The organism is Kitasatospora sp. NPDC023385, assembly GCF_055664045.1.
The window spans coordinates 1-24,442 of the sequence record NZ_JBVOOL010000021.1; the positions used below are offsets into that span (position 1 = coordinate 1).

The following is a 24,442-nucleotide window of genomic DNA, read 5'->3' on the forward strand; positions in this document are numbered from 1 at the left end:
ACCTCACAGCACACGACTACCGGGGCCGACCCTCCGCGGGCAGGCGAACGCTACTGCTTCACCCATCCGAGCGACATCACGGATTCAACTTCAGTGGCAGAGCGATTCGGCTCGGGTGAGTTCGACGGATACCTATGGCTCTCCACGCCCGACACCCCCAGCCCGCACCATGATCTGATCAAAGAGGCCAAACGGCTTGGCGAGCAGGCCTCCGCCGACCCCTGGATCGGCGCCCTCTACCGCCCGCACTCGGTCTTTCCTGTGGCCGGCGGCCTGCTCCGGTGGGCTGACTCCGTCCAGGCTGACCAGTTCGTGTGGCTGACGGACTCCGCAAACCCCGACGAGTGGCCGATCCTCGCCCAGGCCCATGAGGACGTCGGGGAGTGGGAGCGCTTCGACGGCTCTACCAGCGAGTTCATTTACCGGCTCCTCACCGATCCTCAGCAGCCCTTCTCGGTGGCGGAGTTCTTCGAAACTCACGCCTTCCAGTCATACGAGCAGGTCAGCGAGTCATTCGACGAATGGGACGTCGATCCGCATTGGTGAGGGCACGGACCTGGTCGGGCGACAGCGAGCACAATTCGAGTCAAGTTCGGTCCGTTTCGACCACGTGAGGTGAAGCAGTCCCGCATCCCTGGACCGGGTGCTGTGCTGGTGTTGTGCCCGCGAACTTCACAGGTGGCGTCCGATCGGACGAGTGCGGACTTGATGCGCTGATCGAGCCGTATCGAATTCGATTCCAGAGACCTGCCATTGGACTTCAGGACAGCAGTCGACAACCTTGGCGAGGAACTTCGCTCTACGAAGCGTAGGCTGATCGACTATCAGCGCCGACGCGACGCAATGCGCTCCTGGACCCTACCCCTCGACGCCTGGCTTGACCTCACCAGACGTCTGCCATCGTCGTCAGGGAGGCAGCCCGTTCTCGACGACCGCAAACGCCAGGACGCCTCCGTCTTCGTATGGGCCCACGTCACCCGCGGCGAGCACCTCTTTGCTCCCCGTCCCATCGAGGCAGAACAGCCGCCCGAGATTCAGCGGCTCTGGGCGCGACGGCGCAACACCACCTGGTATCACCTCACCAGTCCGACCCCCCACCAGCACTACGGGGACCTGCGGAATCTCTTGACCGAATACGCTGACCAGCTCGCTCACGAGATCGACGCGGGCGATCCGCTCGCCGGACGCTGATCGCGGCCGCCAGCTGGGCGCGAGCGTGGCCATGAGGGGCTGGACTGTTCAGCTCACTGGGGCACGACCGTGACGCCGAATCGTTCGAGGAGGTGCACGATGTCCTCGAAATACGAGAGCTGCCCGTCCGGGTCGGACACGACGTCGGCCAATGCTCGCCGTGCGATCTCGGCGTCGTGCCAGATCAGGGTGAAGGGCGCGGCCACGCCGAATCCGCCGCCCAGGCAGTCCTTGAACGCGTTCCATTCCCGTCCGAAGTACCGGCCTGGCCCGAGCAGTGCCTCGCCCATCGCGCAGTGCAGACCGGGCACGTCCGTGATGAAGCGGCCGTCGAGGTGGTGCACACCTTCCGAACGAGCACGGGCTGTTCGTCGTCCCAGACTTCGATGCACACGTCACTCAGGAGACGGGTCGACGCCGCTGGGTCAGCGATGGCTTCGCTCAGCCTGCCCTCGGGGGTGCACTCACGCAGTGTCAGGATCTCCCGAGGCGGCGGCACGCGATCGACGAACAGCCCCTCGACGCCCGCGCATCTTCCCCAGAGCTGTTCCTCTCCATTCTCGTCCCCACGGACCAGGAGATACCGCAGCGGGAACTCCCGATTCCACGTGCTTTGCTCTTCGACTCGCACTCAACCCCCGGAAAATCAAACGACTTACATGCCTACCAGCTGACTATTTGAGAAGTTGGAAGCCCGGTTGAGCAGCCCATGCACGCAGGAATTCCGCCGTACCGAACGCGGTCGGCCAGGGGCTGCCTGTCACGGCGAGTACGCCCGGGAGGTCGGCCACGACTTCAATCTGGTCATCCCGTAGCTCAGCATGAGCAACGCCGCCGACCACGTCCATGATGGCAGCCGTCAGCAAGGCCGTGGAGATGTGATCGATCGGTCTGTTACACCCGGCGATGACATCCACCGCGTGAGTCGGCCTGAAGCCGACGAAGGGTTCCAGATCAGGGCCGTCCGCGTGCTCTGCGTCGAAGATCTCCTCGTCCCCGTTTCCGGGCCCCATGACAGAAACCAGAAACGGCCGACGCCCGTCGACTTCACCATCTGGGTCCGTGATACCGAGTCGGTCTGCGAACACGTTGATGTCGTAACTGCCTGGACGCATCTCCTCGAAGCGAGCCGACGAGCCCGTCAGGAAGCCTCGGAGCCGCTCAACTACCGCGACAGAAACCTCCTCCGCCAACTCAATCACCAACACTGGACCACCCATAGCTGGAGCCTAGCCAGTCGAGGGGCATACCCCCAGCGCATTACTCAACGTGACCGCTTCCGATCTACGCGTCTCTCCACTCGTCGGTTGCACAGCCGATCTCGAAGTGCCACCAGCACTCCTCTTGGCCCCGAACCAGAAGTGCCTTCACCGCGCCTAGATCCGCCTCTGCCGGCACGTTGAACGCGACTAGCGGAAACTCGTCGCTGAAGACCTCACCGCCCAGCCCGAATGGCATCAATCGCCCGTGCACCGCCCGGGCACTCCGCCCCAGGGGACCGCTCGGCACCGGCAGGACACGCACAGTGCAGTTGCCGGAGGCTGATACTCGCTCGTGCGCCCAGCGCAGACCGTCGGCGCCGGTCGTGAAGCGTACGACGTCGCCCTCGGCGACACCGTCCTGGAGGAACGGAACGTTCTCGATACGGGCGGTGTCATCGCTGAGCGGTGTGGCCCACAAGCCCTCCGTGCCGTGCGGCAGCCAGCCATCCCGAGGCACGAACCGGAACCAGACCTTGATGCGCTGCCCGGCCACGTCCTGGCTCGATGATGCCGTTGAAGTCATGGAGCCCATGATCGTATATCCGCTCCCCGGGGTCGCTGCTGGCCCCGGCTTCACGAAGAAGCCAAGGCCACTCCCGAGCCGGGCCAACTATCGGTCTTAGCTGAGGCCAAGTAGCGATCCTCAGTGGTCTCCTCGCAGGCAATGCCCCGGCCGGACGGGCCACCTATCGATCCTCGTCACAGGGCGGCCTGGGGCCGGTCAGCGCTTGACGGCGCGCAGCACCACGAACTTCGGATTCCCGGCCACGAGTTGGCAGTTGCCGAAGAGTCGGCGCAGCTTGACGTGGTAACCGAGGTGGCGGTTGCCGACCACCCAGAGCTCACCATCGGGCCGCAGGGCCCGCTTGGAGCCCGTGAACATCCGCCAGGCGGTGGCGTCGGTGGTCGCCTGGTGGGAGTGGAACGGCGGGTTGTTGAGCACCAGGTCCACCGAACCCGCGGCGACCACCTCGGGCGCGAGCGCGTCGGCGGCCAGGAACGAGGCCGGGGCGTCCGGGCCCAGGTTGGCGCGGAAGGTCTCCTCGGCGGAGGCCACCGCCTGGTGCGACTCGTCGACGAAGAGCACCTCCGCGCCCGGCCCGGCCAGCGCGGCGGCCGTACCGACCACGCCGTTGCCGCAGCCCAGGTCCACCACCCGGGCGCCCGGGGCGGGGGCGGGCAGGTGGGCGAGGAGGAAGCGGGTGCCGATGTCGAGCCGCTCGGCGCAGAAGGTGCCGGCGTGGTTGACCACCGTACGGCCGGAGGCGGGGCCCACGTCCGACGGCAGCGCGTAGCGGTGCGGCCACGGATTGGGGCCGGGATCGAGGGCCGGATCGGGGGTGCAGAAGACCAGCCGGGCCTTGCGGGCGGCGAGCGAGGTGCGGGTCGGGCCGAGGATCCGCTCGAAGAGCCGCAGGGTGGAGGTGTGGATCTCGGTGACCATGCCGGTGCCGATCACCACGGTGCCCGCGTGGACGGCCGGGGCGAGCCGGTGCAGCTGGTCCTCCAGCAGGGCCAGGCTCTTGGGGACGCGCACCAGCAGGACGTCGATCCGCTCCGGCGGGGTGTCCCGGGTGGTGAGCAGCCGGTCCTCCTCGACGGCGGCGCCGGCCCGCGCCAGGTTGGCCATGGTGGCCCGCCGGCCGAGGTGGGAATCGGTGATCTGGACCGGCCGGTGCGCGGCGAGCGCGGTGGTCAGCGCGCCCCAGCGGTCGCCGAGGACGGCGATCCGGCGGCCGGCCAGCTCGGTCGCGGCCCCGTCCGCGCTGTCCGCCTCGCCCGCGAGGTGGCGCAGCAGGTACTCGTCGGCGGCGTCCCAGGCCCGCAGCCGCTCGCGCGGGTCCTCGGGGAAGCGGGTGAGGTCGAAGGCGCCCCACGGGGTACGGAATGGGGTCGCGGCGGGCGTGGTCTGCGGATTCATCGTGCTCTCAGGCTATCGGACGGCCCGCGGGGAACAGTTTGGGATGAACGCCGCCGGACGGATACTGGAAGAGCCCGACCGAGAGGGGTGAGGGCGATGGACTGGAAACTCGAAGTCGTGGTGGTCCCGGTGACCGACGTGGACCGCTCCAAGCTCTTCTACGAGGAGCAGGCCGGCTTCACCGTCGACCATGACACCCGCCTGCGGGACGGGGTCCGGGTGGTCCAGCTGACTCCCCCGGGCTCGCCCTGCTCGATCGTGGTCGGCCAGGGCGTCATCGACTCGCCGCCCGGCTCGGTCAAGGGGCTCCAGCTCGTGGTGGCGGACATCGAGAAGGCGCACGCCGAACTGCTGGCGCGGGGCGTGGAAGTCAGCCCCGTCCAGCACTTCGTCGCGGGAGCCCGGGTGAACGGCCACGGCGAGCCCTGGAACAACTTCGTGTTCTTCAACGACCCGGACGGGAACGGCTGGGCGATCCAGGAGGCGCCGTCCGCGGCGTAGACCCCGGGCCGGCCCGCTTGGGTAGGCTCCGAGGATGGCTGAACACGAGGGAAGCGTGCGGGTGGACAGCTGGATCTGGTCGGTCCGGCTGGTCAAGACGCGGGCACTGGCCGCCGCCGCCTGCCGGGCCGGGCACGTCCGGGTGAACGGCGAACGGGCCAAGCCGGCGCAGGCGCTGAAGCCCGGGGACGAGGTCCGGGTCCGCGAGGAGGGGTACGAGCGGGTCGTGGTCGTGCGGAAGCTCATCCGCAAGCGCGTGGGCGCCGAGGCCGCCGCGGAGTGCCTGGTCGACAACAGTCCGCCGCGGCCGCCGCGCGAGCTCGTCGCGGCGGCCGGGCAGCGGGACCGGGGCGCGGGGCGCCCGACCAAGCGCGAGCGCCGCGAGGTGGACCAGCTGCGCCGCGGGCACTGAGTGGCCCTCGCGCGGGGCTTTTGCGACTGTCTGCGCTACGCGGACGTGTCGGTGAGCACCTTGGCGACGAAGGCGTCGAGGTTGCCCACCGTACGGGCGATCTGGTCCTCCAGCGGCAGCGACTCGTCGGGCCGGCTGACCAGCGCGGACTTCTTCAACCCCCGCACGTACAGCGAGCAGGCGAGGTCCGCGCAGATGTACGTCCCGACCGTGTTGCCCTCGCGCCCGGACGCCCCCGCCCGGCGGGCGGCGAGCAGCGCGACGCCGCTGCCGGCGTGCGCGGTGATGCACAGCGAGCACACGTTGGTCTTGGTCAGGCTGCGCCGGACCGTCGGCACCCGCAGCGTCACACCGACCGGCTCGCCGCCGCGCACGGCCACCAGGTAGGCCCGGTCGGGCGCGCCCTGGTCCCGCCAGCCGAGGAAGTCCAGGCTCTCCCAGGGCAGTTCGGCCAGACCCCGGGGCAGGTTGAGCCGACGGGCCTCGCCCTTGGAGCAGTTGACGAAGGACGCGCGGATCTCGTTCTCACTCAGGGGTTCCATGCGGCGGAAGCTAACACCGCCGCAGCTGGCCTGTCGCGTCAATTTCTCCCGGTACGTACCGACCGGGCCACCGGCCGCCGTACCGGGTACCCGACCTGGAGATCGAGCCGCCGGGCCCCGTCCTGAGGGCCGGCGGGGTACTCGCCGCCCGCGCTACTTCTTGAACGCGACGCCCGCGTAGGCGGAGACGTCCTGCCAGCCCTCGGGGAGCTCGGTGGTGGGGACGTGGCCGGCGGTGGGCCGCCAGAGCGGGAGCTGGACGAGCCCGGGGCCGGCGAACTCGAAGTCGCCGAAGAAGGGTTCCACCGCGGCCCGGGGGCGCAGGACGAGCGGGGCGCTGGCGCTCCGGTAGATGCGGGTGCCCTCGGCGGCGCTCTCCCGGGAGGCGAAGTCGGGGCTGCCGTGGGAGAGGACCAGCGCGCTGCCCGGGGCGAGCGCGTCGCGCAGGGTGCGGACGATCTGCTGCGCGCCGTCCTCGTCGCGGATGAAGTGCAGGACGGCGACCAGCATCAGCGCGACGGGCTGGGAGAGGTCGACGGCGGCGGCCAGCGCCGGGTGGGAGAGGATCGTGGCCGGGTCGCGCAGGTCGGCCTCGATCACCGAGGTGTGCCCGGCGGGGTGGCTCGCCAGCAGGGCGCGGGCGTGGGTGGCCACGATCGGGTCGTTGTCCAGGTACACCACGCGGGCGTCCGGGGCGACCCGCTGGGCGACCTCGCTGGTGGAGCCGACGGCGGGGATGCCGGTGCCGATGTCGACGAACTGGCGGATGCCCCGGCTCGCCACGAACTCCACGGCACGGCCCAGGAACTGCCGGTTGGTGCGGGCCAGCAGCGGCAGCGCCGGGTAGGCGGATATCGCGGCCTGGGCGGCCTTGCGGTCGGCCTCGAAGTTGTCCTTGCCGCCCAGGTAGTAGTCGTACATCCGGGCCGTGTGCGGGATGCCGGTGTCCAGCTCGCTCGGCGGCTGCCAGTCGTCCGCTCTGGCCCAGTGCCAGTCGGTGTCGGTGGCCCGGCCGGTCGCCGCGGTGTCGTCGTTCATCCTGGTCCGCCCCCAATGCGCAATGCCGGAAGTAGTGCGACCGCCTGTCAACACGGTGCGCGATGATCGTATCCAACGACACCCCGTGGAAACAGCGGGAGTTCAGGTTTACGCAACACCCGTAGACAGAGTGTGTGCACGTCAAGAGCGGTCGGAGCCGGTCATACCGGATCGCCCGCCGGGCCCGTCCTCTCTATGCTGGCTGCCGATGACTGCCGACCGCCGCACCGTGCTGCGCTCCACCGCCAAGCTGGCCGCCCTCACCGCCGCCGGCGGCCTCCTCGCCGCCTGCGGCACCGGGGCGCCCCGCCGGGCCGACCCGGGGGCGCTGGCCGCACACCCCGGCACCGTCGATCCGCAGCACACCACCGACCCGGCCTGGAACGGCGGCGAGGGCCCGGCCTCGGCCGCGCCGACCGCGCCGCCGCAGCCCGCCGCCGAGGCGACCGCGGCCACCGCCCAGCCCACCGCCCCACCGACCCCGCCCCCGCTGCCGCCGCTCGCGCCCGGCACCCCGGTCGAGGTCGTGAACGGGCCGCGCACCGGCAAGAACGTGGCGCTCACCTTCCACGGCAGCGGCGACCCGAAGCTGGCCACCGCCCTGCTGGAGATCGCCGAGCAGCGCGGCGCCAAGCTGACCGTGATGGCCGTCGGCAGCTGGCTCGACCAGCAGCCCCAGATGGCCCGGCGGATCCTGGACGGCGGCCACGAACTGGGCAACCACACCCAGAACCACCTCAACATCTCCGCCATGACACCGGACCAGGCGCGCGCCGAGATCGCCCAGTGCGCCGACCGGTTGCAGCGCCTCACCGGCTCGATCGGCCGCTGGTTCCGCCCCTCGGCCGCCCAGTACGCGACCCCGATGGTGCGCGAGCAGGCCCGGGCCGTCGGCTACGAGCACGTGCTGTCCTTCGACGTCGATCCGCGCGACTACAACGACCCTCCGGCCGCCGAACTGCAGCGCCGGGTGCTGAACGCGGTGCGCGGCGGCTCGGTGGTGGCCCTGCACATGGGGCACCAGTGCACGGTGGACGCGCTGCCGGCCATCCTGGACGGGCTCGCCAAGGCGGGGCTCCAGCCGGTGACCGCCAGCCAGCTCTGCGCGTAGGACCGGGAGGCCCCACAGGCCAGCCACGCACCGGCCCGGCCACCCGCGAGCAGATCACCGGCGGTCCGGCGGGGCGCTCAGACCATCGGGTCGTCGTCCTTGTACGGGCGCAGCCGGAGCGTGCGGGCGTCCGCGGCGCGGATCGCGTCGGCCCGGTCGACGAGTTCCGTCAGGTCGTCCCGCCCGGCGTGGACGAACCGCCCGTGCAGCGCGTCGAAGCGGCCCCGGGCGGCGTCCACGGTGACCGCGACCATGTACGGGATGGAGCCCCAGGCCTTCATGTCCTTGAACATCGGCATCCCGGCGGTCATGTCGGTGTCCACCGCGCCAGGGCTGATGTCGAGGACGACGACGCCGTGCCGGGCGAGCGAGTCCGCCATGTTGTCGGAGAGCTGGAGCAGCGCGCCCTTGGACGTGGCGTACGCGGTGTAGTTGCCGTCCGGGCGCAGCGCGAAGCCGGAGTTGAGGTTGACCACCCGGCCGCCCTGCCGGGCGACCATGCCGGGCAGCACGCAGCGCAGCAGGTTGTAGGGGCCGCGCAGGTTGGTCTCGACCACCTGCCACCACTGGTTGGCGTCGGTCTCCCAGATCGGCACCTCGGCGCGGTCCACCAGCCCGGCGTTGTTGACCAGCAGGTCGATCGGGCCGAGGTCGCGTTCGACGACCGGCACGGCGGCGCGCACCGAGTCGGGGCGGGTGACGTCGGCGGTGACGGCCACGCCCCGGGAGCCGTGCTTGACGCACTCCTTGAGGGTGTCGGTGAGCGTCTGGTGGGTGCGGCCGAGGAGGCCGACGGCCATCCCCTCGGCGGCCAGGCCGATGGCGATCTCCCGGCCGATGCCCCGGCCCGCGCCGGTGACCAGGGCGACCTGTCCTGCGAGCGATCCCGTCGACACCGTGTGCTCCCTTCCCGTCCCCGGCCCCCGTCTGCGGCATTCTGTCGGCCGCCCGGCGACGGCGGTCCCGGGCGCACCCGCCGGGGTCGCCGCCTCACCCGTTCGGAGGATTCCCCGCGGTGGCACTCCCGCGGGGAGGGGGTGACCTACCGGCCGGTACGGAGTAGTAACGTCGTCGGGGCGGTGACCGGTGCACCCATACCGGTACACCGGCCCGTTGACCAGCAGCTCGCTGGGCCACCAGTCGCTGGGCGACCCCCAGCACCACCGAAGGGCAACTGAGTGAGTGACATCGCGCGCGTCGGAGTAGTCGGCTGCGGCCTGATGGGGTCGGGCATCGCCGAGGTCTTCGCCAGGGCCGGCCTGGACGTCCTGGTGTCGGAGGCCAGTGGTGAGGCGCTGGAGTTCGGCCGCACCCGGCTGATCAACTCCCTGGAGACGGCCGTCAAGCGCGGCAAGCTGACCCCCGAGCAGCGGGACGAGGCGCTGTCCCGGCTGTCCTTCACCGTCGAGCTGTCCGACTTCGCCGACCGCGACCTGGTCGTCGAGGCCGTCGCCGAGCGCGAGGACGTCAAGGTCCGGATCTTCGAGACCCTGGACCGGGTGATCGAGCGCCGCGACGCGATCCTGGCCTCCAACACCTCCTCGATCCCGATCGTCAAGCTGGCCGCCGCCACCTCCCGCCCCGAGCAGGTGATCGGTCTGCACTTCTTCAACCCGGCACCGGTGCAGAAGCTGGTCGAGGTCATCCCGACCCTGACCACCTCGGCGACCACCACCGAGCGGGTCGAGGCCTTCGCCACCCAGGTGCTCGCCAAGGAGCCGATCCGCGCCCGCGACCGGGCCGGCTTCGTGGTCAACGCGCTGCTGGTGCCGTACCTGCTGTCGGCGGTGCGGATGTTCGAGACGGGTGTGGCCACCGCCTCCGACATCGACAAGGGCATGGAGGCCGGCTGCGCCCACCCGATGGGGCCGCTGCGGCTGTGCGACCTGATCGGCCTGGACACCATCGTCTCGATCGCCGAGTCGATGTACGACGAGTACAAGGAGCCGCTGTACGCCGCTCCCCCGCTGCTCTCCCGGATGGTCGACGCGGGCCTCCTCGGCCGCAAGTCCGGCCGCGGCTTCTACGACTACACCACGAGCGCCTGACCTGCAGAGACGTCGCCGACGCGGACCGGTACGTGCTGGTACGGCCGGCGGGGCCCGGCACGGACGACGGCGGGGCCCGGTGGTCGTGATCCGACCGCCTGGCCCCGCCGCTTGGCGTCGCGTCAGCTGTTGATGCTGTAGCTGTCGCCGTAGACCTTCCACTTCAGCGGCGGGTTGAGGTCGAAGTTCTTGGCGTTGAGGAAGACCGACTGCTCGGTGTCCACCCGGCTGGTGTCGGAGTGGGCCTCCTCCTTCTTCATGACCACCTTGCGGGCGTCCAGGAAGGCCTTGAGGTAGGTGGCCTCGTCGCCGCCCTGGGCGGGGGTCTTGGCCTTCTTCATGGCGGCGGCGCGGATGCCGCCGAAGCTGTCCGAGCTGTTGCCGGGGCCGTGCATGACGATGGCGTCGTAGTAGGCGAACTGGCCGAGCGCGCGCAGGCCGTCCGCCTTGGCCTGCTTGACGGCGGGGTTGAAGTACACCCGGTCGCGCTCGTCGTTCTGGGCCTGCTGGAAGACGGTGTCCTTGGCGGCGGTGGCCCAGTCGTGCTCGAACGCGGAGCCGAGGCCGGCGTGCGACTCGGTGCCGTTGACCTTCTTCAGGGCCGGCAGGTACTTGGCGAGGATGTTGCCGGGCTTGAGGTCGGTGTAGTGCTGGACCAGGTCCAGCATGTCGCCCGTGCCGGAGCAGAAGCCGATGATGCCGGCGGTGTAGCCGCGGCCGTCCTTGATGTCCTCGATGTACTGGTACTGGGCCTTCCAGTCCAGGGAGGAGTTCTCCGCGCTGGACACCAGCTGCATCGCGATGTCCTTCTTGTGCGGGTCGTCCAGCCCGACCCCCTGGAGCCGGACGGACGCGGCCGGCGCCGGAGCGGCCTGGGCCGCCGTGGTGGCCGCGATGGTGAGGGGTGCGGCCACCAGGGCGGCGGCGAGAGCGATCCGGAGGGCACGACGGGGCTGAGGGCGCATGGGAAGCTCCGATTCCTCGATGGGTTAGGAAACTTTCCTAACGAGGGAAAAGGAAACGCCCTCAGACCCCGCCCCCGCAAGGGGTTTGACGGAAACTCTTCAAGCGATCATGGGAGCCGCAGGTCAGACCGCCCGGCGCCGCACCCACCAGACCGCCGCCGCGCACAGCACCGCGGCGAGCAGCGCCATCCAGCCGAACTCGACGAGCTGGAACAGCCAGTAGCGACTCTCCGGCTGGTAGGTCTCGTGCAGCGAGTAACCGCCCTCGGTCAGCAGCTTCTGGGCTCCGTAGTAATCGCCGCCCAGGTCGTAGAGCCGGCCGATGCCGAGCTGGTTCCCCGCCGGATCGGTGACCCAGACGCTCCCCTCCCAGCGGTGGTCGACCGAGGCCTGCGCGAGCGTGTGCACGGTGTCCTGGAGCGGCGTGCGGTAGTGGAAGCGCAGCGACTCGGCGACCAGGGTGGTCACGACCGAGGCCGCGACCCCGATCCCCAGCGCCACCACGGTCCGCCTGAGCACCGCGCCGGCGAGCACGGACAGCGCGAAGACCAGCAGCACCCGACCGACCAGCGCGGGCGGGGCGCTCGTGAACACCAGTGCGGAGAACCGGCCCGCGTTCGTCGCCAGCGGCGCGATCCACCAGTTGAGCACCGCGGCCAGCAGGGCCGTCGCCACGGCCAGCACGCCGCCGACGACCACCAGCCCGCCGACCGTCCACCGGCTGCGCCCGGCCCCCTGGGTCCAGACGAACCGAACCGTGCCGTGCTCGAACTCGCGGGCCAGCAGCGGCGCTCCCACGAAGGCCCCGAGCGCGCCGCCCAGGAAGTAGACCAGGTTCCCGCCGACCGCCAGCTCGGCGCCGTACTCGCGCAGGAACACCTTCCAGCGCTCGTTGCAGGTCCGCAGTGCCATGTCGCACCCGCCCGCACCCGAGCGGTCGAGCCCCGCGTGGACGTAGTACCCGGTGATGGCCAGCACGAGGGCCAGCCCGGCGAGGACGCCCAGCAGGGTCCGCAGCGCGGGCCGGTGGCGCAGCCCGGCCGCGCGCAGAACGGCGGAGCGGGGCGGTGCGAGGGTCGTGGAGCTCACGGCAGCAGTACCTTCTCGTTCGGGGGGACGGCCCCGCGCGGGCCGGGCAGGGCGGAGGCGGCCGGCTCCCGCAGGTATGCGAGCACCAACTCCTCCAGGCCGACGCGCTGTTGGCGCCAGCCGCCGGAGACCGGGGCGTCCACGCCACCGGTGCGGACCAGCAGGTGCGACTGGGCGCCGGCCCGGCGGTCGCGGACCACCGGCAGGCGCTCGGCGACCGCGTCCGCCTCCGCCGTCGGACCGGTGAGCATCCGGTGGCCGCCCAGCAGGTCGTCCACCTCCCCAGACACCTGGACCCGGCCGCCGGCCAGCACCACCAGGTAGTCGCAGCTCTGCTCCAGCTCGTTGACGGCGTGCGAGGAGAACACCACCGAGAGCCCGTCCTCGGCCACCGCGGTCAGCAGCACGGCCATGAAGTCGTGCCGGGCGAGCGGGTCGAGCGCGGCCAACGGCTCGTCCAGGAGCAGGAGTTCGGGCCGCTTGGCGAGGGCCAGGGCGAGCGAGACCTGCGCCTGCTGGCCGCCGGAGAGGCGGCCGTACCTGCGGTCCAGCGGGATGCCGAGGCCTTCCAGGTGGGCACGCGCCCGGGTGGCGTCCCAGCGGCGGTTCAGGTGGCGGCCCATCGCGAGCAGGTCCCGTACCGGCAGGCCCGGGTAGAGCGTCGCGTTCTGGGCGACGTAGCCGATCCGGTCCAGGGCCCTCGGCGAGCCCGGGAGCTGGTCGCCGAGGACGGTCATCGCCCCCGCACTGGGCAGGGTCAGGCCGGCGGCGAGGCCGAGCAGCGTGCTCTTGCCCGCGCCGTTCGGCCCGACCAGCGCCACCACGTGCCCGGCCGGGACGGCGAGGTGGCAGTCCCGCAGCGCCCAGGAGCGGCGGTAGCGCTTCCCGATCCCACTGCAGTCGATCACCGTGTCCGTCGCCATCACGCCACCACCCCGTCGCGCCCCTCACGCAGGTCGCGCAGCGCGTCCTCGAACACCGCGACCATCCCCCCTTCGTCCAGCCCGGCGGCCCGCGCCGAGCGCATCCAGTCCAGCAGGCCCCGCCGCAGCGCGGCCCGTTCACGCAGCGGCACCACCCCGGCGGGCAGCCCCCGCACGAAGGTGCCCTGGCCCCGGCGGCCGGCCGCGAGGCCGCGGTGCTCCAGCTCGCGGTACGCCTTGAGCACGGTGTTCGGGTTGATCGCCAGCCCGGCGACCACCTCGCGCACCCGGGGCAGCCGGTCTCCCTCGGTCAACCAGCCCATCCGCAGCGCCTGTTCGACCTGCTGCACGAGTTGCAGGTAGGTCGGGACACCGGAGGCCGGGTCGAGGCGGAACTCGATGGGCGAGGGCCGGTCGTCTACTTTATCTACTTCCATAGGTAAAGAGATAAACCATGGACTGAGGATCCGTCAAGCCAAGGCTCGGGAAAGACGGGAGGTCGCAGGCCGTCTCGCGGGCGGGCAAGCGGCAAGCGGGCGAGCGCGGGCGAGAGCGAGCGGGCAACGCGAAGGGCCCCGCCGCGGACCTCGTGGTCCGGGGCGGGGCCCTCCAGGGCACTACCGGGGGCTGCGCGATCAGGCGCCGCGCAGCACCGCCCCGGTGCGGGCGACGGCCTCGGCCACGGCCGCCTCGCGGGCGGCGGTGGCCTCGTCGGCGGTCAGGGTGCGGTCGACGGCGCGGAAGCGCAGCGCGTAGGCCAGCGACTTCCGGCCCTCGCCGACCTGCTCGCCGGTGAACACGTCGAACAGCCGGATGGCCTCCAGCAGTTCGCCGGCGCCGGCCCGCAGCGCGGCCTCGACGTCGGCGGCCGGGACGGCCGCGTCGACGATCAGCGCGACGTCCTGGGTGGCCACCGGGAAGCCAGAGACCGTCGGGCCGCTGACCCGCTCGGCGCCGTCGGCACCGAGCAGGTCGATGTCGATCTCCATCGCGGCGGTCCGGGCCGGCAGCCCGAGCGCCTTGACCACCCGGGGGTGCAGCTCACCGGCGTGGCCGACCACCCGGTCGGTGCCGGCGACGACCAGCTCGGCGCAGCGGCCCGGGTGCCAGGGCGCGGACTGCCCCTGGCGGACGGTCAGCCCGACGCCGGCCGCCCGGGCCACCGTACGGGCCGCCTCGACGGCGTCCGCCCAGAAGGCCTCGGCGCCCTTGCCCCACCAGCCGGACGGCAGCCGCTCACCCGAGAGGGCGACGGCGATCCGGCGCGGCTGGTCCGGCAGCGCCGCGTCCAGCTCGGCCAGCTCCTCGGCGCTGGGCCGGTGGTCGACGGCCGGGCGCGGGGCCACGCTCGGCTCGTCCTTGGGCAGGAAGACGGTGCCGGCCTCGTAGATCGCCAGGTCGGTGTTGCCCCGGCCGATGTTGCGGCGCAGCGCGCCGAGGAGGCCCGGCAGCAGCGTGGTGCGCAGCGCCGGCTCCTCGTCGTTGAGCGGGTTGACCAGCTTCACCGTCCGGCGGCGCCGGTCGTCCGCCGCCAGGCCGAGCGCGTCCCAGGCGGCCTCGCCGAGGAACGGGTAGTTGTTGACCTCGACGTAGCCGGCCGCGGCCAGCGCGACGCCGATCCGGCGGTTGACCCGCTGGGCCTCGGTCAGGCCCTTGCCCGGGGGCACGCTGGGCATCCGGGCGGGGACGTTGTCGTAGCCCTCCAGCCGGATGACCTCCTCGGCGAGGTCGTACGGGTCGGTGAGGTCCGGGCGCCAGGTCGGCGGGGTGACCTCCAGGACGTCGGAGCCGGCGACGGAGCAGCCGATCTCCTGCAGGCGCCGGGTGACGGTCTCGCGGCCGTACGCGGTGCCGGCGACCCGGTCGGGCAGGTCGGCGGCGATGGTGATGGTGCGCACCGGGTGCGGGCCGGCGATGTCGGTGACCCCGGCCTCGGCGGTGCCGCCGGCGATCAGGACCAGCAGGTCGACGGCGCGCTGCGCGGCGGCGCGGGCGGCCTCCGGGTCGACGCCGCGCTCGAAGCGCTTGGACGCCTCGGAGGGCAGCTTGTGCCGCTTGGCGGTGCGGGCGATGGCGACCGGGTCGAAGTGCGCCGCCTCGATGATCACCTCGGTGGTGCCCGGGCCTGCGGCCGGGTCGAGGATCTCGGTGGAGGCGCCGCCCATCACGCCGGCCAGGCCGATCGGGCCGCTGTTGTCGCAGATCAGCAGGTCCTCGGCGGCGAGCTTGCGCTCGACGCCGTCGAGGGTGGTGAGGGTTTCGCCCTCCTCCGCCCGGCGCACCGTGATCGGGCCGTTCACGCGCTGCTTGTCGTAGGCGTGCAGCGGCTGGCCGACCTCCAGCATCACGTAGTTGGTGATGTCGACGGTCAGCGAGATCGGGCGGATGCCGGCCTTCTGCAGGCGGCGCTGCAGCCAGATCGGCGACTTGGCGTCCGGGTCGACGCCGACGACCGTACGGGCCACGAACCGGTCGCAGCCGGCCGGGTCGTCGACCTTGACCAGGTAGCCGAAGGAGTTGGCCGGCGGCACGTCGAGCAGCGCCGGGTCGGCCAGCGGCAGCCCGTACGCGGCGGCGGCCTCGCGGGCCACGCCGCGCAGGGACAGGCAGTAGCCGCGGTCCGGGGTGACGGCGATGTCGAGCACCTCGTCGACGAGCTGGAGCAGCTCGATGGCGTCGGTGCCGGGCTCGTACTCCGGCGGGAGCACGATGATGCCGTCGTGGTCGTCGCCCATGCCCAGTTCGCGGGCGGAGCAGATCATGCCGGCCGAGGTCTGGCCGTAGGTCTTGCGGGCCGCGATCGGGAACGGGCCGGGGAGCACCGCGCCCGGGAGCACGACCACGACCTTGTCGCCGACGGCGAAGTTGGACGCGCCGCAGACGATCTCCTGCGGCTCGCCGGTGCCGTTGGCGTCGCCGACGTTGACGAAGCAGTGCCGGATCGGCTTCTTGAAGCCGGTCAGCTCCTCGATGGAGAGCACCTCGCCGACCACCAGCGGGCCCTTGAGGTCGGCGCCGACGCGCTCGACGGTCTCGACCTCCAGGCCGGCCCGGACCAGGCGCTCGGCGACGTCACGGCCGGTCTCGCCGGCCGGCAGGTCGACGTACTCGCGCAGCCAGGAAAGCGGGACGCGCATCAGATCTCCATCCCGAACGGGAGGGTGAAGCGCACGTCACCCTCGACCATGTCGCGCATGTCGGCGACGTTGTGACGATTCATCAGGATCCGCTCCAGGCCCAGGCCGAACGCGAAGCCGCTGTAGCGGTCCGGATCGACACCGCAGGCGACGAGCACCCGCGGGTTGACCACGCCGCAGCCGCCGAGCTCGATCCAGCCCTCGGAGGAGCAGGTGCGGCACGGGCGGTCCGGGTTGCCGACGCTCGCGCCCAGGCACACGAAGCACTGCAGGTCGACCTCGGCCGACGGCTCGGTGAACGGGAAGTACGAGGGCCGCCAGCGCAGTTCCAGGTGGTCGCCGATCAGCTTCTCGACCAGCACCTCGATGGTGCCCTTGAGGTCGGCGAAGGTGATGCCCTCGTCCACCGCGAGACCCTCGACCTGGCGGAACACCGGGGTGTGGGTGGCGTCCAGCTCGTCGGTCCGGTAGACCCGGCCGGGGCAGATCACGTAGATGGGCGGCTCGCGGTCGAGCATGGTGCGGGCCTGGACCGGGGAGGTCTGGGTCCGCAGCACCACGCCGGAGTCGGCGCTGCCGTCCGGGGCCTGGACGAAGAAGGTGTCCTGCATCGAGCGGGCCGGGTGGTCCGGGCCCAGGTTGAGGGCGTCGAAGTTGAGCCACTCGGCCTCGACCTCGGGGCCCTCGGCGACCTGGTAGCCCATGGCGACGAAGGTGTCCTCGATGCGCTCGGCCATGGTGGTCAGCGGGTGCCGGGCGCCGCGCGGGGCACGGTCGTAGGGCAGCGTGACGTCCACCGCCTCCTCGACCAGCACGCGGGCGTCCCGCTCCGCCTCCAGTTCGGCCTGCCGCTTGGCGAGGGCCTGGTTGACGGCGCCGCGGGCCTGGCCGATCAGCTTGCCGGCCGCGGCCTTGGCGTGCGGGGGCAGAGCGCCGATCTCGCGGTTGGCGAGCGAGAGCGGGGACCGGTCGCCGGTGTGGGCGACCTTGGCCTGCTTCAGCTCGTCCAGGGTGCTGGCGGCGGCGAAGGCGGCGACGGCCTCGTCCCGCGCCTGCTCCACCACCTCGGGCTTGAGGGCCTCGACCTCGACCGGGTCGTACGACTTGTTGGGTGCCGACATCTCTATCTTTCCCGTGCTCCTGCTCGTCCGTGCTCAGGTGTGTGGGCTCGCCTTCGCGTCACGCCCGGCGGGGCCGGGGCACGGGCAGCCGGTCACCGTTCACCGGAGGCTCACGGGAGTGGGTGTCCGCGGCTCAGCCGCGCGGGGCGTTGCGCGACGCCAAAGGTCGAGTGTAGTCGCAGCGCGTAGCGCGACTGCCGCGAAGCCCGTCCGGAGCCGACCCGCCGACTGCTCAGAGCATGAAGTCGGGCACCCCGGCGGGCAGGACAAATCGGAACCGGGCGCCACCGCCGGGCGCGCGGTCGACGCGGACCGAGCCGCCGTGGGCCTCCACGATGCCCTTGACGATGTAGAGGCCCAGGCCCGTGCCGCCGCGCTTGGAGCCGCGCCAGAAGCGGGTGAAGACGCGCGGCATCGACTCCTCGGGGATGCCGCTTCCTTCATCGCTCACGGTGACCGCGGTGCCTTCCACGATGCGGGGCGGGGTGCCGGAGCGCTCCCAGACGGGCGCCTCGACGACCTCCTTGGCCGGTGCCACCTCGATCGTGACAGTTCCCTCCCCGTGCCGCACCGCATTTTCCAGCAGGTTGGCGAGCACCTGGTCGACCTTGTCCGGGTCGGCCCACAGGACGGTCAGCGGCTCGCTGATCCGGATGTCGAAGCGCTCCTCGGGGATGCCGGTGGCGACCTTGCGCACGACGTGCCGGCGCACCGCCGCGGCCAGGTCCACGACCTGCTTGCGCAGCTCCAGCCGGCCGGCGTCGATCCGGGAGATGTCCAGCAGTTCGGCGATCAGCCGGGTGACCCGGTCCGCGTCGGCGTCGACGGTCTCCAGCATCAGCCGCTTCTGCCCGTCGGTGAACCGCTCCCACTTGGCCAGCAGCGTCGCCGTGAAGCCCTTGACGCTCGTCAGCGGGGAGCGCAGCTCGTGCGCGACGGTGGCGATCAGCTCGGCGTGGCTGCGCTCGGTGCGGCGCCGGGCCTCGGTGCCGCGCAGGGCGATCACCAGGCGCTCCAGCGGCCCGCAGGGCGCCGCGCGGACGTACCGGGCGGAGACCAGCACCTCACGACCGCCGGGCAGCAGCAGATTGCGCTCCGGCTGACGGGTGCGGGTGGCCAGGCCGCCGTACGGGTCGGTCAGCTGCCACCAGCGGTGGCCGTCCAGGTCCTCCAGCGGGAGGGCGTCCTCCAGCTCGCAGCCGAGCGCGGCCGCCGGAGGCACGCCCGTGAGCCGGGCCGCGGCCCGGTTGAAGCAGACCACCCGGCCCAGCCCGTCGGCGACCACCAGGCCGTCCGGCAGGTCGTCCGGGTCGAGCTCGGGTCCGCTGCCGACCATGGGTTGCCTCCCCGATTACCCACCGTGCCGTTCCCCCCACCGAGGCAGACCCTAGCGCCTCCCAGCCCGCCGCAGTAGGGCTTGCAACGGGTGATCCGGGCGCGCCCCCGGGCGCGTCAGGCGTTCGGGCGGCAGCCGCCGGGCGAACGCTGCGCGCGGGCGGAGGCGTACAGGCAGACGGCCGCGGCGGTGGCCAGGTTGAGGCTCTCGGCGTGGCCGTGGATCGGCACGCGCACGACCTCGTCGGTGAGCGCGCGGGTCTCCTCCGGGAGCCCCCACGCCTCGTTGCCGAACACCCACGCGCCGGGCGCGCCCAGGGTGCCCTCGTCCAGCTCCTGGTCCAGGTCGCGCTCCCCCGCGCCGTCCGCGGCGAGCACCCGGACGCCGGCCTCGCGCAGCCTGCCGACGGCCTCCTCGACCGGCACGCCGACCGCCACCGGCAGGTGGAAGAGGCTGCCCACGGAGGCGCGGACGGCCTTCGGGTTGTAGAGGTCCACGGAGGCGTCGGTGAGCACCACGGCGTCCGCCCCGGCCGCGTCGGCCGTACGCAGCACGGTGCCGGCGTTTCCGGGGTCGCGCACGTGCGCGAGGATCGCGACCAGCTTCGGGCGGGCCGCCAGCACCTCGGCGAACGGGGTGTCGATGAAGCGGCAGAGCGCCACGATGCCCTGCGGGGTCACCGTGTCGCAGATGTCGGCCATCACCTCGTCGGTGGCGGTCAGCACCGGCAGCCCCTCCGCCAGGGCCGCCTCGACGATCTCCGCGTGCCGCTCGGCGGCCTCCAGGCCCACGTACACCTCGACCACGGCGTGCTCGGACGTACCCGGCAGCCTGCCGAAGGCGACGGCCTCCCGGACGGCCTGCGGGCCCTCGGCCAGGAAGCGCCGCTCCTTGGTGCGCTGGTTGCGCTTGGCCAGCCGACGGGCGGCGACGACGCGCGGCGAGCGCAGGGAGGTCAGCAGGGGGGTGTCGGTGCTCGGCATGGTCTCGGTTCTCTGGGGGCGCGGGCGGACGGACGGCGCGGTGCGGACGGAGGCCGCTGACGGGCGGAGGCCGCTGAGGGGCGGAAATGCCGAACCGGACCCGCAGGCGAGCCTGCGGGTCCGGTCAGAGCTCAACCGATCTCGGAAGATCAGGCGGCGTCGGCGGCGGCCTTCGGGGCGTTCACGTCGGCCGGCAGCGCCTTCTGGGCGACCTCGACCAGGGAGGCGAACGCACCCGGGTCGTTGACGGCCAGGTCGGCCAGCATCTTGCGGTCGATCTCGACGCTGGCGGCCTTCAGGCCCTGCACGAAGCGGTTGTAGGTGATGCCGTTGGCACGGGCCGCAGCGTTGATGCGCTGGATCCACAGCTGACGGAAGTCGCCCTTGCGCTTCTTGCGGTCGTTGAAGTTGTAGACCAGCGAGTGGGTGACCTGCTCCTTGGCCTTGCGGTACAGCCGCGAACGCTGGCCACGGTAGCCGCTGGCGCGCTCCAGGATGACCCGGCGCTTCTTGTGGGCGTTGACTGCCCGCTTGACGCGTGCCACTTGATTACTCCTTGGGTTGGACCACGGACTACTTCACGTGGTCCGTCATTCGAATGGGTCGGGAAGGATCAGCTGTCCCGCTCGGGCTCGCACCGGGCGGGAGGGCGATCACTTGCCGAGAAGCTTCTTGATCTTCTTGGCGTCAGCGGGGGCCAGCTCGACCGTCCCGGCCAGCTTGCGGGTCAGCGTCGAGGGCTTGTGCTCCAGGAGGTGGCGGCGGCCGGCGCGCTCGCGCAGCACCTTGCCAGAGCCACTGATCTTGAAGCGCTTGCTGGCGCCACTGTGCGTCTTCTGCTTCGGCATTTCGCCGTATCTCCTCGTCGGTCCCGTCCGCGCCCGCGCGGCGCCTGCCACGCGGGCGTGAACTGGATGGATCTGTGGTGACCGGGCGGGGCGCCCGTCACCTTGGGGGCCGGTCTCCCGGGTCGCCCTGGCCGGTGAAGGCTCAGGCGCCCTGGGAGGCGGCCGGCTGCTCGACCGGAGCGTCGGCCTCGGGGGCCGGAGCCTCGGCCGGGGCGTCCTGCGCCTCGTCCTCGGCCGCGGCGTCGTCGGTCGCCTCGTCCTCGGCGACGTCGTCGTCGATCGCCAGGTCATCGGCCAGGTCGTCGGCGAGGTCGTCGTCGAGCGCCACGTCGTCGGCGGCGTCGGAGCCGGGGGTACGGCCCTGACGCTCGGCCTTGCGGGCGTCCGCGAGGGCGCGGGCCTCGGCCATCGCCTCGGTCTTCTTCTTGTGCGGGCCAAGAACCATGATCATGTTCCGGCCGTCCTGCTTCGGCGAGGACTCGACGAAGCCCAGGTCCTGGACGTCGTCGGCGAGCCGCTGCAGCAGGCGGAAGCCCAGCTCGGGGCGGGACTGCTCACGACCACGGAACATGATCGTGATCTTGACCTTGTCGCCCTGCTTGAGGAACCGAACGACGTGACCCTTCTTGGTGTCATAGTCGTGCGGGTCGATCTTCGGCCGGAGCTTCATCTCCTTGATGACCGTGTGCGCCTGGTTCTTGCGCGCCTCACGAGCCTTCATGGCCGACTCGTACTTGAACTTGCCGTAGTCCATGAGCTTGCACACCGGCGGCCGGGCGGTCGCCGCGACCTCGACCAGGTCGAGGTCGTACTCCTGCGCAAGCTCCAGCGCCTTGGCAAGCGGCACGATGCCGACCTGCTCGCCGCTGGGACCGACGAGTCGCACCTCCGGAACGCGGATCCGGTCGTTGATGCGGGGCTCGGTGCTGATGGGGCCTCCTCGGTTGCACCTTCTGCGATGCGGCCGTCGGACGGCGGTCGCACGTAGTGGACTCGACCACTGGGCGGGGCTTCATTCGTGCTGCGCTGCCCGGCACCTTTCGGCACCGTGTGCACCGCGACACGAAAAAAGCCCCGCTCGGTACAAGCGGGGCTCCACACACTCCGGAGGCAACGCCCTGGTGAGGAGCGCTGCGGCGACCCGGCGCCGTGGCGCCCGTCGCGGACCGGACCCGTCGACCGCGAGGCCGATCGGGTGGGAGACTTTCGCGGTTGCCCTCTCGGGCCTCCTGGGTGGAGCCTCCTCTTGCTGGCCGGACTCCCCTGCGGGATTCCGGCCGGTCAGTCTCGAAGCATACAGCGTCACGCTGTAGAACACTATTCCGCCCCACTTAGGACCAACTTGTACGCTCCAGGGGTACGGACACCGGCACGACGGAACGAGCCCCCCTTGAGCAGCGAGCCCACCCAGACCCCCGGCGCGGACGACGACGCGATCGGCTTCGACGACCTGACCCGCGACATCGCCGAGGTCCCGGCCGTCGAGGTGATCACCACCGTCGCGGTGCACCTGATGAGTGCGGCCGCCGTCAAGTGCGGGCTCGCCGAGGGCGGCGAGAAGGACAAGGACCTGGACGAGGCCCGCAAGCTGATCACCGCGCTGGCCGGGCTGGTCACCGCCGGCGCCCCGGAGATCAGCAACTTCCACGCCGCCCCGCTGCGGGACGGACTGCGCTCGCTGCAGCTGGCCTTCCGCGAGGCCTCACTCGTGCCGGACGCCCCGGGCGCGGGCCCGGGCGAGAAGTTCACCGGGCCCGTCTACTCCTGAGCCCGACCGGGAAGGACCGCCTGCTCACGTGAGCAGGCGGTCCTTTGTCGTTCCCGTACCTGTCGTTCCCGTACCTCTCGTGCCGCTGCCGCTACGGCTGCCGCTACCGCCGCTACCGCCGGTACAGCGGCTCCCCCGGCAGCTGCGCGTCGGCCGGCAGCACCGCGAGGTCCAGCCCCCGGTCGAGCCGCACCCGCAGCACCGGGTCGGCGGCCACCGCCTGCCCGACCCGCTGCGCGGCGGCCTGCAGGGCCGCCTGGTCCAGCGCCGGGTCGAACACCACAGCGAGCACCCCGTCCGAGTCGTCGGAGGCGGCCAGCAGCCCGCTGACCACCTGCGGCTCGGCCGCCAGCAGCGCCCGGACCGCCTCGCGCACCTCCGGATCCCGCGCAGGCGGCAGGAACGGGCGGTTCTCCGCGAGCGCCCGCAGTCGGGCGCCGCTCAGCTGGAAGGGCACCGGCCCGGCCGGGTCGATCAGGAGCGTGTCGGCGCGCTCCGAGAAGGCCACCATCGCGGCCTGCGGGGCGGCCGTGGGCGCCGGGCGGGCATCGGCGCGCCAGCGGGCGAGCGTCTCCAGGGAGGTGAAGGCCGGCAGCGCGCGGCGCCCGTCCGGGGCCTCCAGCACCGGGACGGCCATGTCGCTGGTCTTCTCGTGCCGGTGCCCGTGCTCGTCCACCTCGACCTCGCCGAGGATCGCGACGATCGGGACCATCAGCCGGGTCGGCGTCAGCGCCGCCAGCACCCCGGGCTCGGCCGCGCGGTCCCGCGACCAGCGGGCGAGGGCCTCGCGGAGCGCCGGATCAGCGGTGCCGTCGTCGTCGCCGAAGCCGGGGTTCGGGATGTTCCTGCCGGCGAACGCCGGGTCAGAGAAGTCGTTGCGGTCCACCCGCCCGACCCTATGCCACCGCGCGCGACGGGCCCATTTCCCGGCCCGCACCCCCTACCCACCGGTAGCCCGCTGTGGCACCCTGCGCCCATGGTGATCCTCGACGCGCCCGCACCCGCCCCGGTCTCCGACCGCCTCCGGTACGACCGCGCCACCGCGCACCTGGACGGACCGGTGGCCGTCGTGGACCTCGACGCCTTCGACGCCAACGCCGCCGACCTGGTGCGCCGGGCGGGCGGCAAGCCGGTCCGGGTGGCCGCCAAGTCGGTGCGCTGCCGGGCCCTGCTGGAACGGGTGCTGGCCATGGACGGCTTCGCCGGAGTGATGAGCTTCACCCTCGACGAATCGCTCTGGCTGGCCCGGACCGGCGTCCGGGACGTCCTGCTCGCCTACCCCAGCGCCGACCGCGCCGGATTCGCCGAGCTGACCGCCGACCGGGAGGCCGCCCGGCAGCTCACCGTCGTCCTGGACGACCCGGCCCAGCTGGACCTGATCGACAAGGCCCGCGGCGGCGACGCCGAGGTGCGGGTCTGCCTGGAACTGGACACCGCGCTGCACCTGCTGGGCGGCCGGGTCCGGGTGGGCGCCCGGCGCTCGCCGCTGCGCACCCCCGAGGACATCGGCACCTTCGCCGAACTCGTCCAGCGCCGCCCTGGCTTCCGGGTGGTCGGCCTGATGGCGTACGAGGGCCACGTCGCCGGGGTGGGCGACCGGGTGCCCGGACGGCCGGTGCGCTCGCAGCTGATCCGGCTGATGCAGGCCAAGGCCCGGGCCGAACTGGCCGAACGGCGCGCGGCGGTGGTCCGGCGGCTGCGGCAGGTCGCCGAGCTGGAGTTCGTCAACGGCGGCGGCACCGGCAGCGTGGAGTCCACCGTGGCCGAGCGCGCCGTCACCGAGGTGGCGGCCGGCTCCGGGCTGTACGCGCCGCAACTGTTCGACAACTACCGCTCGTTCCGGAGCCGTCCCGCCGCGCTGTTCGGCCAGCCGGTGGTGCGCCGCCCCGGCGTCGGCGTGGTGACGGTGCTCGGCGGCGGCTATCCGGCCTCCGGCGCGCCCGGCCCGGACCGCTCACCCGTGCCGTACCTGCCGCCGGGCCTGCGCTACGACCCGATGGAGGGCGCCGGGGAGGTGCAGACCCCGCTGCTCGGCTCGGCCGCGGACGACCTGCTGATCGGCGACCGGGTCTGGTTCCGGCACGCCAAGGCGGGCGAGCTGTGCGAGCGCTTCGCCGAACTCCACCTGATCGAGGGCGACCGCATCGTCCGGACCGTGCCGACGTACCGGGGTGAGGGGAAGACCTTCCTCTGACGCCCCGTCCGCCGTTGCCCTACCGTGGTGGTGACACCACGAGCGACAGGGG

25 protein-coding genes and 2 pseudogenes are annotated in these 24,442 nt (G+C 72.1%); 7 read left to right on the forward strand and 20 right to left on the reverse strand.

The genetic code is table 11. The features are described from left to right. Positions 1-546 (forward strand): annotated as a pseudogene (locus AC0B61_RS27445) (hypothetical protein); the annotation flags it as partial. A gap of 360 nt (positions 547-906) precedes the next feature. Here AC0B61_RS27445 and AC0B61_RS27450 read toward each other — a convergent pair. From AC0B61_RS27450 to AC0B61_RS27470, 5 genes are all read right to left on the reverse strand, one after another. Then, positions 907-1,224 carry a hypothetical protein gene (locus AC0B61_RS27450; RefSeq protein ID WP_471743609.1) on the reverse strand — a complete coding sequence of 106 codons (318 nt, stop codon included), beginning with the start codon at positions 1,222-1,224 and terminating at the stop codon, positions 907-909. 20 nt (positions 1,225-1,244) lie between these two features. After that, on the reverse strand, positions 1,245-1,535 hold the full coding sequence (locus tag AC0B61_RS27455) for a barstar family protein (protein ID WP_471743611.1): 291 nt from the start codon (positions 1,533-1,535) through the stop codon (positions 1,245-1,247). Between the two features lie 330 nt (positions 1,536-1,865). Beyond that, the gene (locus tag AC0B61_RS27460) at positions 1,866-2,411 is read right to left on the reverse strand and encodes a DUF6368 family protein (protein ID WP_471743613.1); all 546 of its coding nucleotides are present in this window, start codon (positions 2,409-2,411) and stop codon (positions 1,866-1,868) included. A gap of 64 nt (positions 2,412-2,475) precedes the next feature. Then, the gene (locus tag AC0B61_RS27465) at positions 2,476-2,976 is read right to left on the reverse strand and encodes a DUF4265 domain-containing protein (protein WP_471743615.1); all 501 of its coding nucleotides are present in this window, start codon (positions 2,974-2,976) and stop codon (positions 2,476-2,478) included. A 198-nt stretch (positions 2,977-3,174) separates the two neighbouring features. After that, positions 3,175-4,374, reverse strand: coding sequence for a methyltransferase (locus AC0B61_RS27470; protein WP_471743617.1), 1,200 nt, complete (start codon positions 4,372-4,374; stop codon positions 3,175-3,177). Between the two features lie 96 nt (positions 4,375-4,470). Between AC0B61_RS27470 and AC0B61_RS27475 the strand changes: the two genes are divergently transcribed. Both AC0B61_RS27475 and AC0B61_RS27480 read left to right on the forward strand, forming a co-directional pair. Further along, positions 4,471-4,875, forward strand: a complete 405-nt coding sequence (locus AC0B61_RS27475; protein WP_471743619.1) for a VOC family protein — start codon at positions 4,471-4,473, stop codon at positions 4,873-4,875. A 34-nt stretch (positions 4,876-4,909) separates the two neighbouring features. Then, positions 4,910-5,287, forward strand: coding sequence for an RNA-binding S4 domain-containing protein (locus AC0B61_RS27480; protein ID WP_471743620.1), 378 nt, complete (start codon positions 4,910-4,912; stop codon positions 5,285-5,287). A gap of 35 nt (positions 5,288-5,322) precedes the next feature. Here AC0B61_RS27480 and AC0B61_RS27485 read toward each other — a convergent pair whose 3' ends face one another. Both AC0B61_RS27485 and AC0B61_RS27490 read right to left on the reverse strand, forming a co-directional pair. Continuing rightward, positions 5,323-5,829, reverse strand: a complete 507-nt coding sequence (locus tag AC0B61_RS27485; protein WP_471743621.1) for an FBP domain-containing protein — start codon at positions 5,827-5,829, stop codon at positions 5,323-5,325. A 153-nt stretch (positions 5,830-5,982) separates the two neighbouring features. Next, on the reverse strand, positions 5,983-6,867 hold the full coding sequence (locus AC0B61_RS27490) for an SAM-dependent methyltransferase (protein ID WP_471743623.1): 885 nt from the start codon (positions 6,865-6,867) through the stop codon (positions 5,983-5,985). 208 nt (positions 6,868-7,075) lie between these two features. On the opposite strand from AC0B61_RS27490, the gene AC0B61_RS27495 reads away from it, so the two are divergent. Beyond that, on the forward strand, positions 7,076-7,978 hold the full coding sequence (locus AC0B61_RS27495; RefSeq protein WP_471743625.1) for a polysaccharide deacetylase family protein: 903 nt from the start codon (positions 7,076-7,078) through the stop codon (positions 7,976-7,978). A 77-nt stretch (positions 7,979-8,055) separates the two neighbouring features. Here the strand turns inward: AC0B61_RS27495 and AC0B61_RS27500 are convergent, their stop codons facing one another. Beyond that, positions 8,056-8,874, reverse strand: a complete 819-nt coding sequence (locus tag AC0B61_RS27500) for an SDR family NAD(P)-dependent oxidoreductase (RefSeq protein ID WP_471743627.1) — start codon at positions 8,872-8,874, stop codon at positions 8,056-8,058. Positions 8,875-9,156: 282 nt separating this feature from the next. Between AC0B61_RS27500 and AC0B61_RS27505 the strand changes: the two genes are divergently transcribed. After that, positions 9,157-10,026: a 3-hydroxybutyryl-CoA dehydrogenase gene (locus AC0B61_RS27505; protein ID WP_471743629.1), complete on the forward strand. Its 870-nt coding sequence runs from the start codon at positions 9,157-9,159 to the stop codon at positions 10,024-10,026. Between the two features lie 122 nt (positions 10,027-10,148). Here the strand turns inward: AC0B61_RS27505 and AC0B61_RS27510 are convergent, their stop codons facing one another. From AC0B61_RS27510 to infC, 11 genes and pseudogenes are all read right to left on the reverse strand, one after another. Continuing rightward, positions 10,149-10,991 (reverse strand): chitosanase, encoded by an 843-nt coding sequence (locus AC0B61_RS27510; protein ID WP_471743631.1) that lies wholly within the window; start codon positions 10,989-10,991, stop codon positions 10,149-10,151. Positions 10,992-11,114: 123 nt separating this feature from the next. Further along, positions 11,115-12,080, reverse strand: a complete 966-nt coding sequence (locus tag AC0B61_RS27515; protein ID WP_471743633.1) for an ABC transporter permease subunit — start codon at positions 12,078-12,080, stop codon at positions 11,115-11,117. Continuing rightward, positions 12,077-13,003: an ATP-binding cassette domain-containing protein gene (locus AC0B61_RS27520; protein ID WP_471743635.1), complete on the reverse strand. Its 927-nt coding sequence runs from the start codon at positions 13,001-13,003 to the stop codon at positions 12,077-12,079. Before AC0B61_RS27520 ends, AC0B61_RS27515 begins: the two co-directional genes overlap by 4 nt. After that, positions 13,003-13,440 (reverse strand): GntR family transcriptional regulator, encoded by a 438-nt coding sequence (locus AC0B61_RS27525; protein WP_471743637.1) that lies wholly within the window; start codon positions 13,438-13,440, stop codon positions 13,003-13,005. The genes AC0B61_RS27520 and AC0B61_RS27525 overlap by 1 nt, the downstream gene beginning before the upstream one ends. 198 nt (positions 13,441-13,638) lie before the next feature. Continuing rightward, a complete protein-coding gene (pheT, locus tag AC0B61_RS27530) occupies positions 13,639-16,140 on the reverse strand; it encodes a phenylalanine--tRNA ligase subunit beta (RefSeq protein ID WP_471743639.1) in 2,502 nt (833 codons plus the stop codon). Next, positions 16,140-17,261 carry a phenylalanine--tRNA ligase subunit alpha gene (gene pheS / locus AC0B61_RS27535; RefSeq protein WP_471743641.1) on the reverse strand — a complete coding sequence of 374 codons (1,122 nt, stop codon included), beginning with the start codon at positions 17,259-17,261 and terminating at the stop codon, positions 16,140-16,142. Before pheS ends, pheT begins: the two co-directional genes overlap by 1 nt. 232 nt (positions 17,262-17,493) lie before the next feature. After that, complete coding sequence (locus AC0B61_RS27540) at positions 17,494-18,597, reverse strand: sensor histidine kinase (protein ID WP_471743643.1); 1,104 nt, start codon at positions 18,595-18,597, stop codon at positions 17,494-17,496. 116 nt (positions 18,598-18,713) lie between these two features. Next, the gene (locus AC0B61_RS27545) at positions 18,714-19,580 is read right to left on the reverse strand and encodes a TrmH family RNA methyltransferase (RefSeq protein ID WP_471743645.1); all 867 of its coding nucleotides are present in this window, start codon (positions 19,578-19,580) and stop codon (positions 18,714-18,716) included. 149 nt (positions 19,581-19,729) lie between these two features. After that, positions 19,730-20,125 (reverse strand): 50S ribosomal protein L20, encoded by a 396-nt coding sequence (gene rplT / locus AC0B61_RS27550; protein WP_030055649.1) that lies wholly within the window; start codon positions 20,123-20,125, stop codon positions 19,730-19,732. A gap of 108 nt (positions 20,126-20,233) precedes the next feature. After that, positions 20,234-20,428, reverse strand: coding sequence for a 50S ribosomal protein L35 (rpmI, locus tag AC0B61_RS27555; RefSeq protein WP_030055648.1), 195 nt, complete (start codon positions 20,426-20,428; stop codon positions 20,234-20,236). A gap of 354 nt (positions 20,429-20,782) precedes the next feature. Then, a pseudogene (gene infC, locus AC0B61_RS27560) lies at positions 20,783-21,359 on the reverse strand (translation initiation factor IF-3); the annotation flags it as partial. A 459-nt stretch (positions 21,360-21,818) separates the two neighbouring features. Here infC and AC0B61_RS27565 point away from each other — a divergent pair. Further along, positions 21,819-22,196, forward strand: coding sequence for a DUF1844 domain-containing protein (locus tag AC0B61_RS27565; protein ID WP_051829769.1), 378 nt, complete (start codon positions 21,819-21,821; stop codon positions 22,194-22,196). 112 nt (positions 22,197-22,308) lie between these two features. Here the strand turns inward: AC0B61_RS27565 and AC0B61_RS27570 are convergent, their stop codons facing one another. Further along, positions 22,309-23,082, reverse strand: coding sequence for an SseB family protein (locus tag AC0B61_RS27570; RefSeq protein WP_471743648.1), 774 nt, complete (start codon positions 23,080-23,082; stop codon positions 22,309-22,311). A gap of 90 nt (positions 23,083-23,172) precedes the next feature. On the opposite strand from AC0B61_RS27570, the gene AC0B61_RS27575 reads away from it, so the two are divergent. Continuing rightward, positions 23,173-24,390 carry an amino acid deaminase/aldolase gene (locus AC0B61_RS27575; protein WP_471743650.1) on the forward strand — a complete coding sequence of 406 codons (1,218 nt, stop codon included), beginning with the start codon at positions 23,173-23,175 and terminating at the stop codon, positions 24,388-24,390. Positions 24,391-24,442 lie beyond the last annotated feature (52 nt).

What these genes read in the sequence shown, in the direction of transcription:
- pheS (WP_471743641.1), bottom strand. Translation starts at nt 17,261, where the DNA reads ATGTCGGCACCCAACAAGTCGTACGACCCGGTCGAGGTCGAGGCCCTC.
- AC0B61_RS27480 (WP_471743620.1), top strand. Translation starts at nt 4,910, where the DNA reads ATGGCTGAACACGAGGGAAGCGTGCGGGTGGACAGCTGGATCTGGTCG.
- AC0B61_RS27475 (WP_471743619.1), top strand. Translation starts at nt 4,471, where the DNA reads ATGGACTGGAAACTCGAAGTCGTGGTGGTCCCGGTGACCGACGTGGAC.
- AC0B61_RS27470 (WP_471743617.1), bottom strand. Translation starts at nt 4,374, where the DNA reads ATGAATCCGCAGACCACGCCCGCCGCGACCCCATTCCGTACCCCGTGG.
- AC0B61_RS27545 (WP_471743645.1), bottom strand. Translation starts at nt 19,580, where the DNA reads ATGCCGAGCACCGACACCCCCCTGCTGACCTCCCTGCGCTCGCCGCGC.
- AC0B61_RS27495 (WP_471743625.1), top strand. Translation starts at nt 7,076, where the DNA reads ATGACTGCCGACCGCCGCACCGTGCTGCGCTCCACCGCCAAGCTGGCC.
- AC0B61_RS27575 (WP_471743650.1), top strand. Translation starts at nt 23,173, where the DNA reads ATGGTGATCCTCGACGCGCCCGCACCCGCCCCGGTCTCCGACCGCCTC.
- AC0B61_RS27490 (WP_471743623.1), bottom strand. Translation starts at nt 6,867, where the DNA reads ATGAACGACGACACCGCGGCGACCGGCCGGGCCACCGACACCGACTGG.
- AC0B61_RS27525 (WP_471743637.1), bottom strand. Translation starts at nt 13,440, where the DNA reads ATGGAAGTAGATAAAGTAGACGACCGGCCCTCGCCCATCGAGTTCCGC.
- AC0B61_RS27460 (WP_471743613.1), bottom strand. Translation starts at nt 2,411, where the DNA reads ATGGGTGGTCCAGTGTTGGTGATTGAGTTGGCGGAGGAGGTTTCTGTC.
- AC0B61_RS27450 (WP_471743609.1), bottom strand. Translation starts at nt 1,224, where the DNA reads ATGGCCACGCTCGCGCCCAGCTGGCGGCCGCGATCAGCGTCCGGCGAG.
- AC0B61_RS27520 (WP_471743635.1), bottom strand. Translation starts at nt 13,003, where the DNA reads ATGGCGACGGACACGGTGATCGACTGCAGTGGGATCGGGAAGCGCTAC.
- pheT (WP_471743639.1), bottom strand. Translation starts at nt 16,140, where the DNA reads ATGCGCGTCCCGCTTTCCTGGCTGCGCGAGTACGTCGACCTGCCGGCC.
- AC0B61_RS27485 (WP_471743621.1), bottom strand. Translation starts at nt 5,829, where the DNA reads ATGGAACCCCTGAGTGAGAACGAGATCCGCGCGTCCTTCGTCAACTGC.
- AC0B61_RS27465 (WP_471743615.1), bottom strand. Translation starts at nt 2,976, where the DNA reads ATGACTTCAACGGCATCATCGAGCCAGGACGTGGCCGGGCAGCGCATC.
- AC0B61_RS27510 (WP_471743631.1), bottom strand. Translation starts at nt 10,991, where the DNA reads ATGCGCCCTCAGCCCCGTCGTGCCCTCCGGATCGCTCTCGCCGCCGCC.
- AC0B61_RS27540 (WP_471743643.1), bottom strand. Translation starts at nt 18,597, where the DNA reads ATGGTCGGCAGCGGACCCGAGCTCGACCCGGACGACCTGCCGGACGGC.
- rpmI (WP_030055648.1), bottom strand. Translation starts at nt 20,428, where the DNA reads ATGCCGAAGCAGAAGACGCACAGTGGCGCCAGCAAGCGCTTCAAGATC.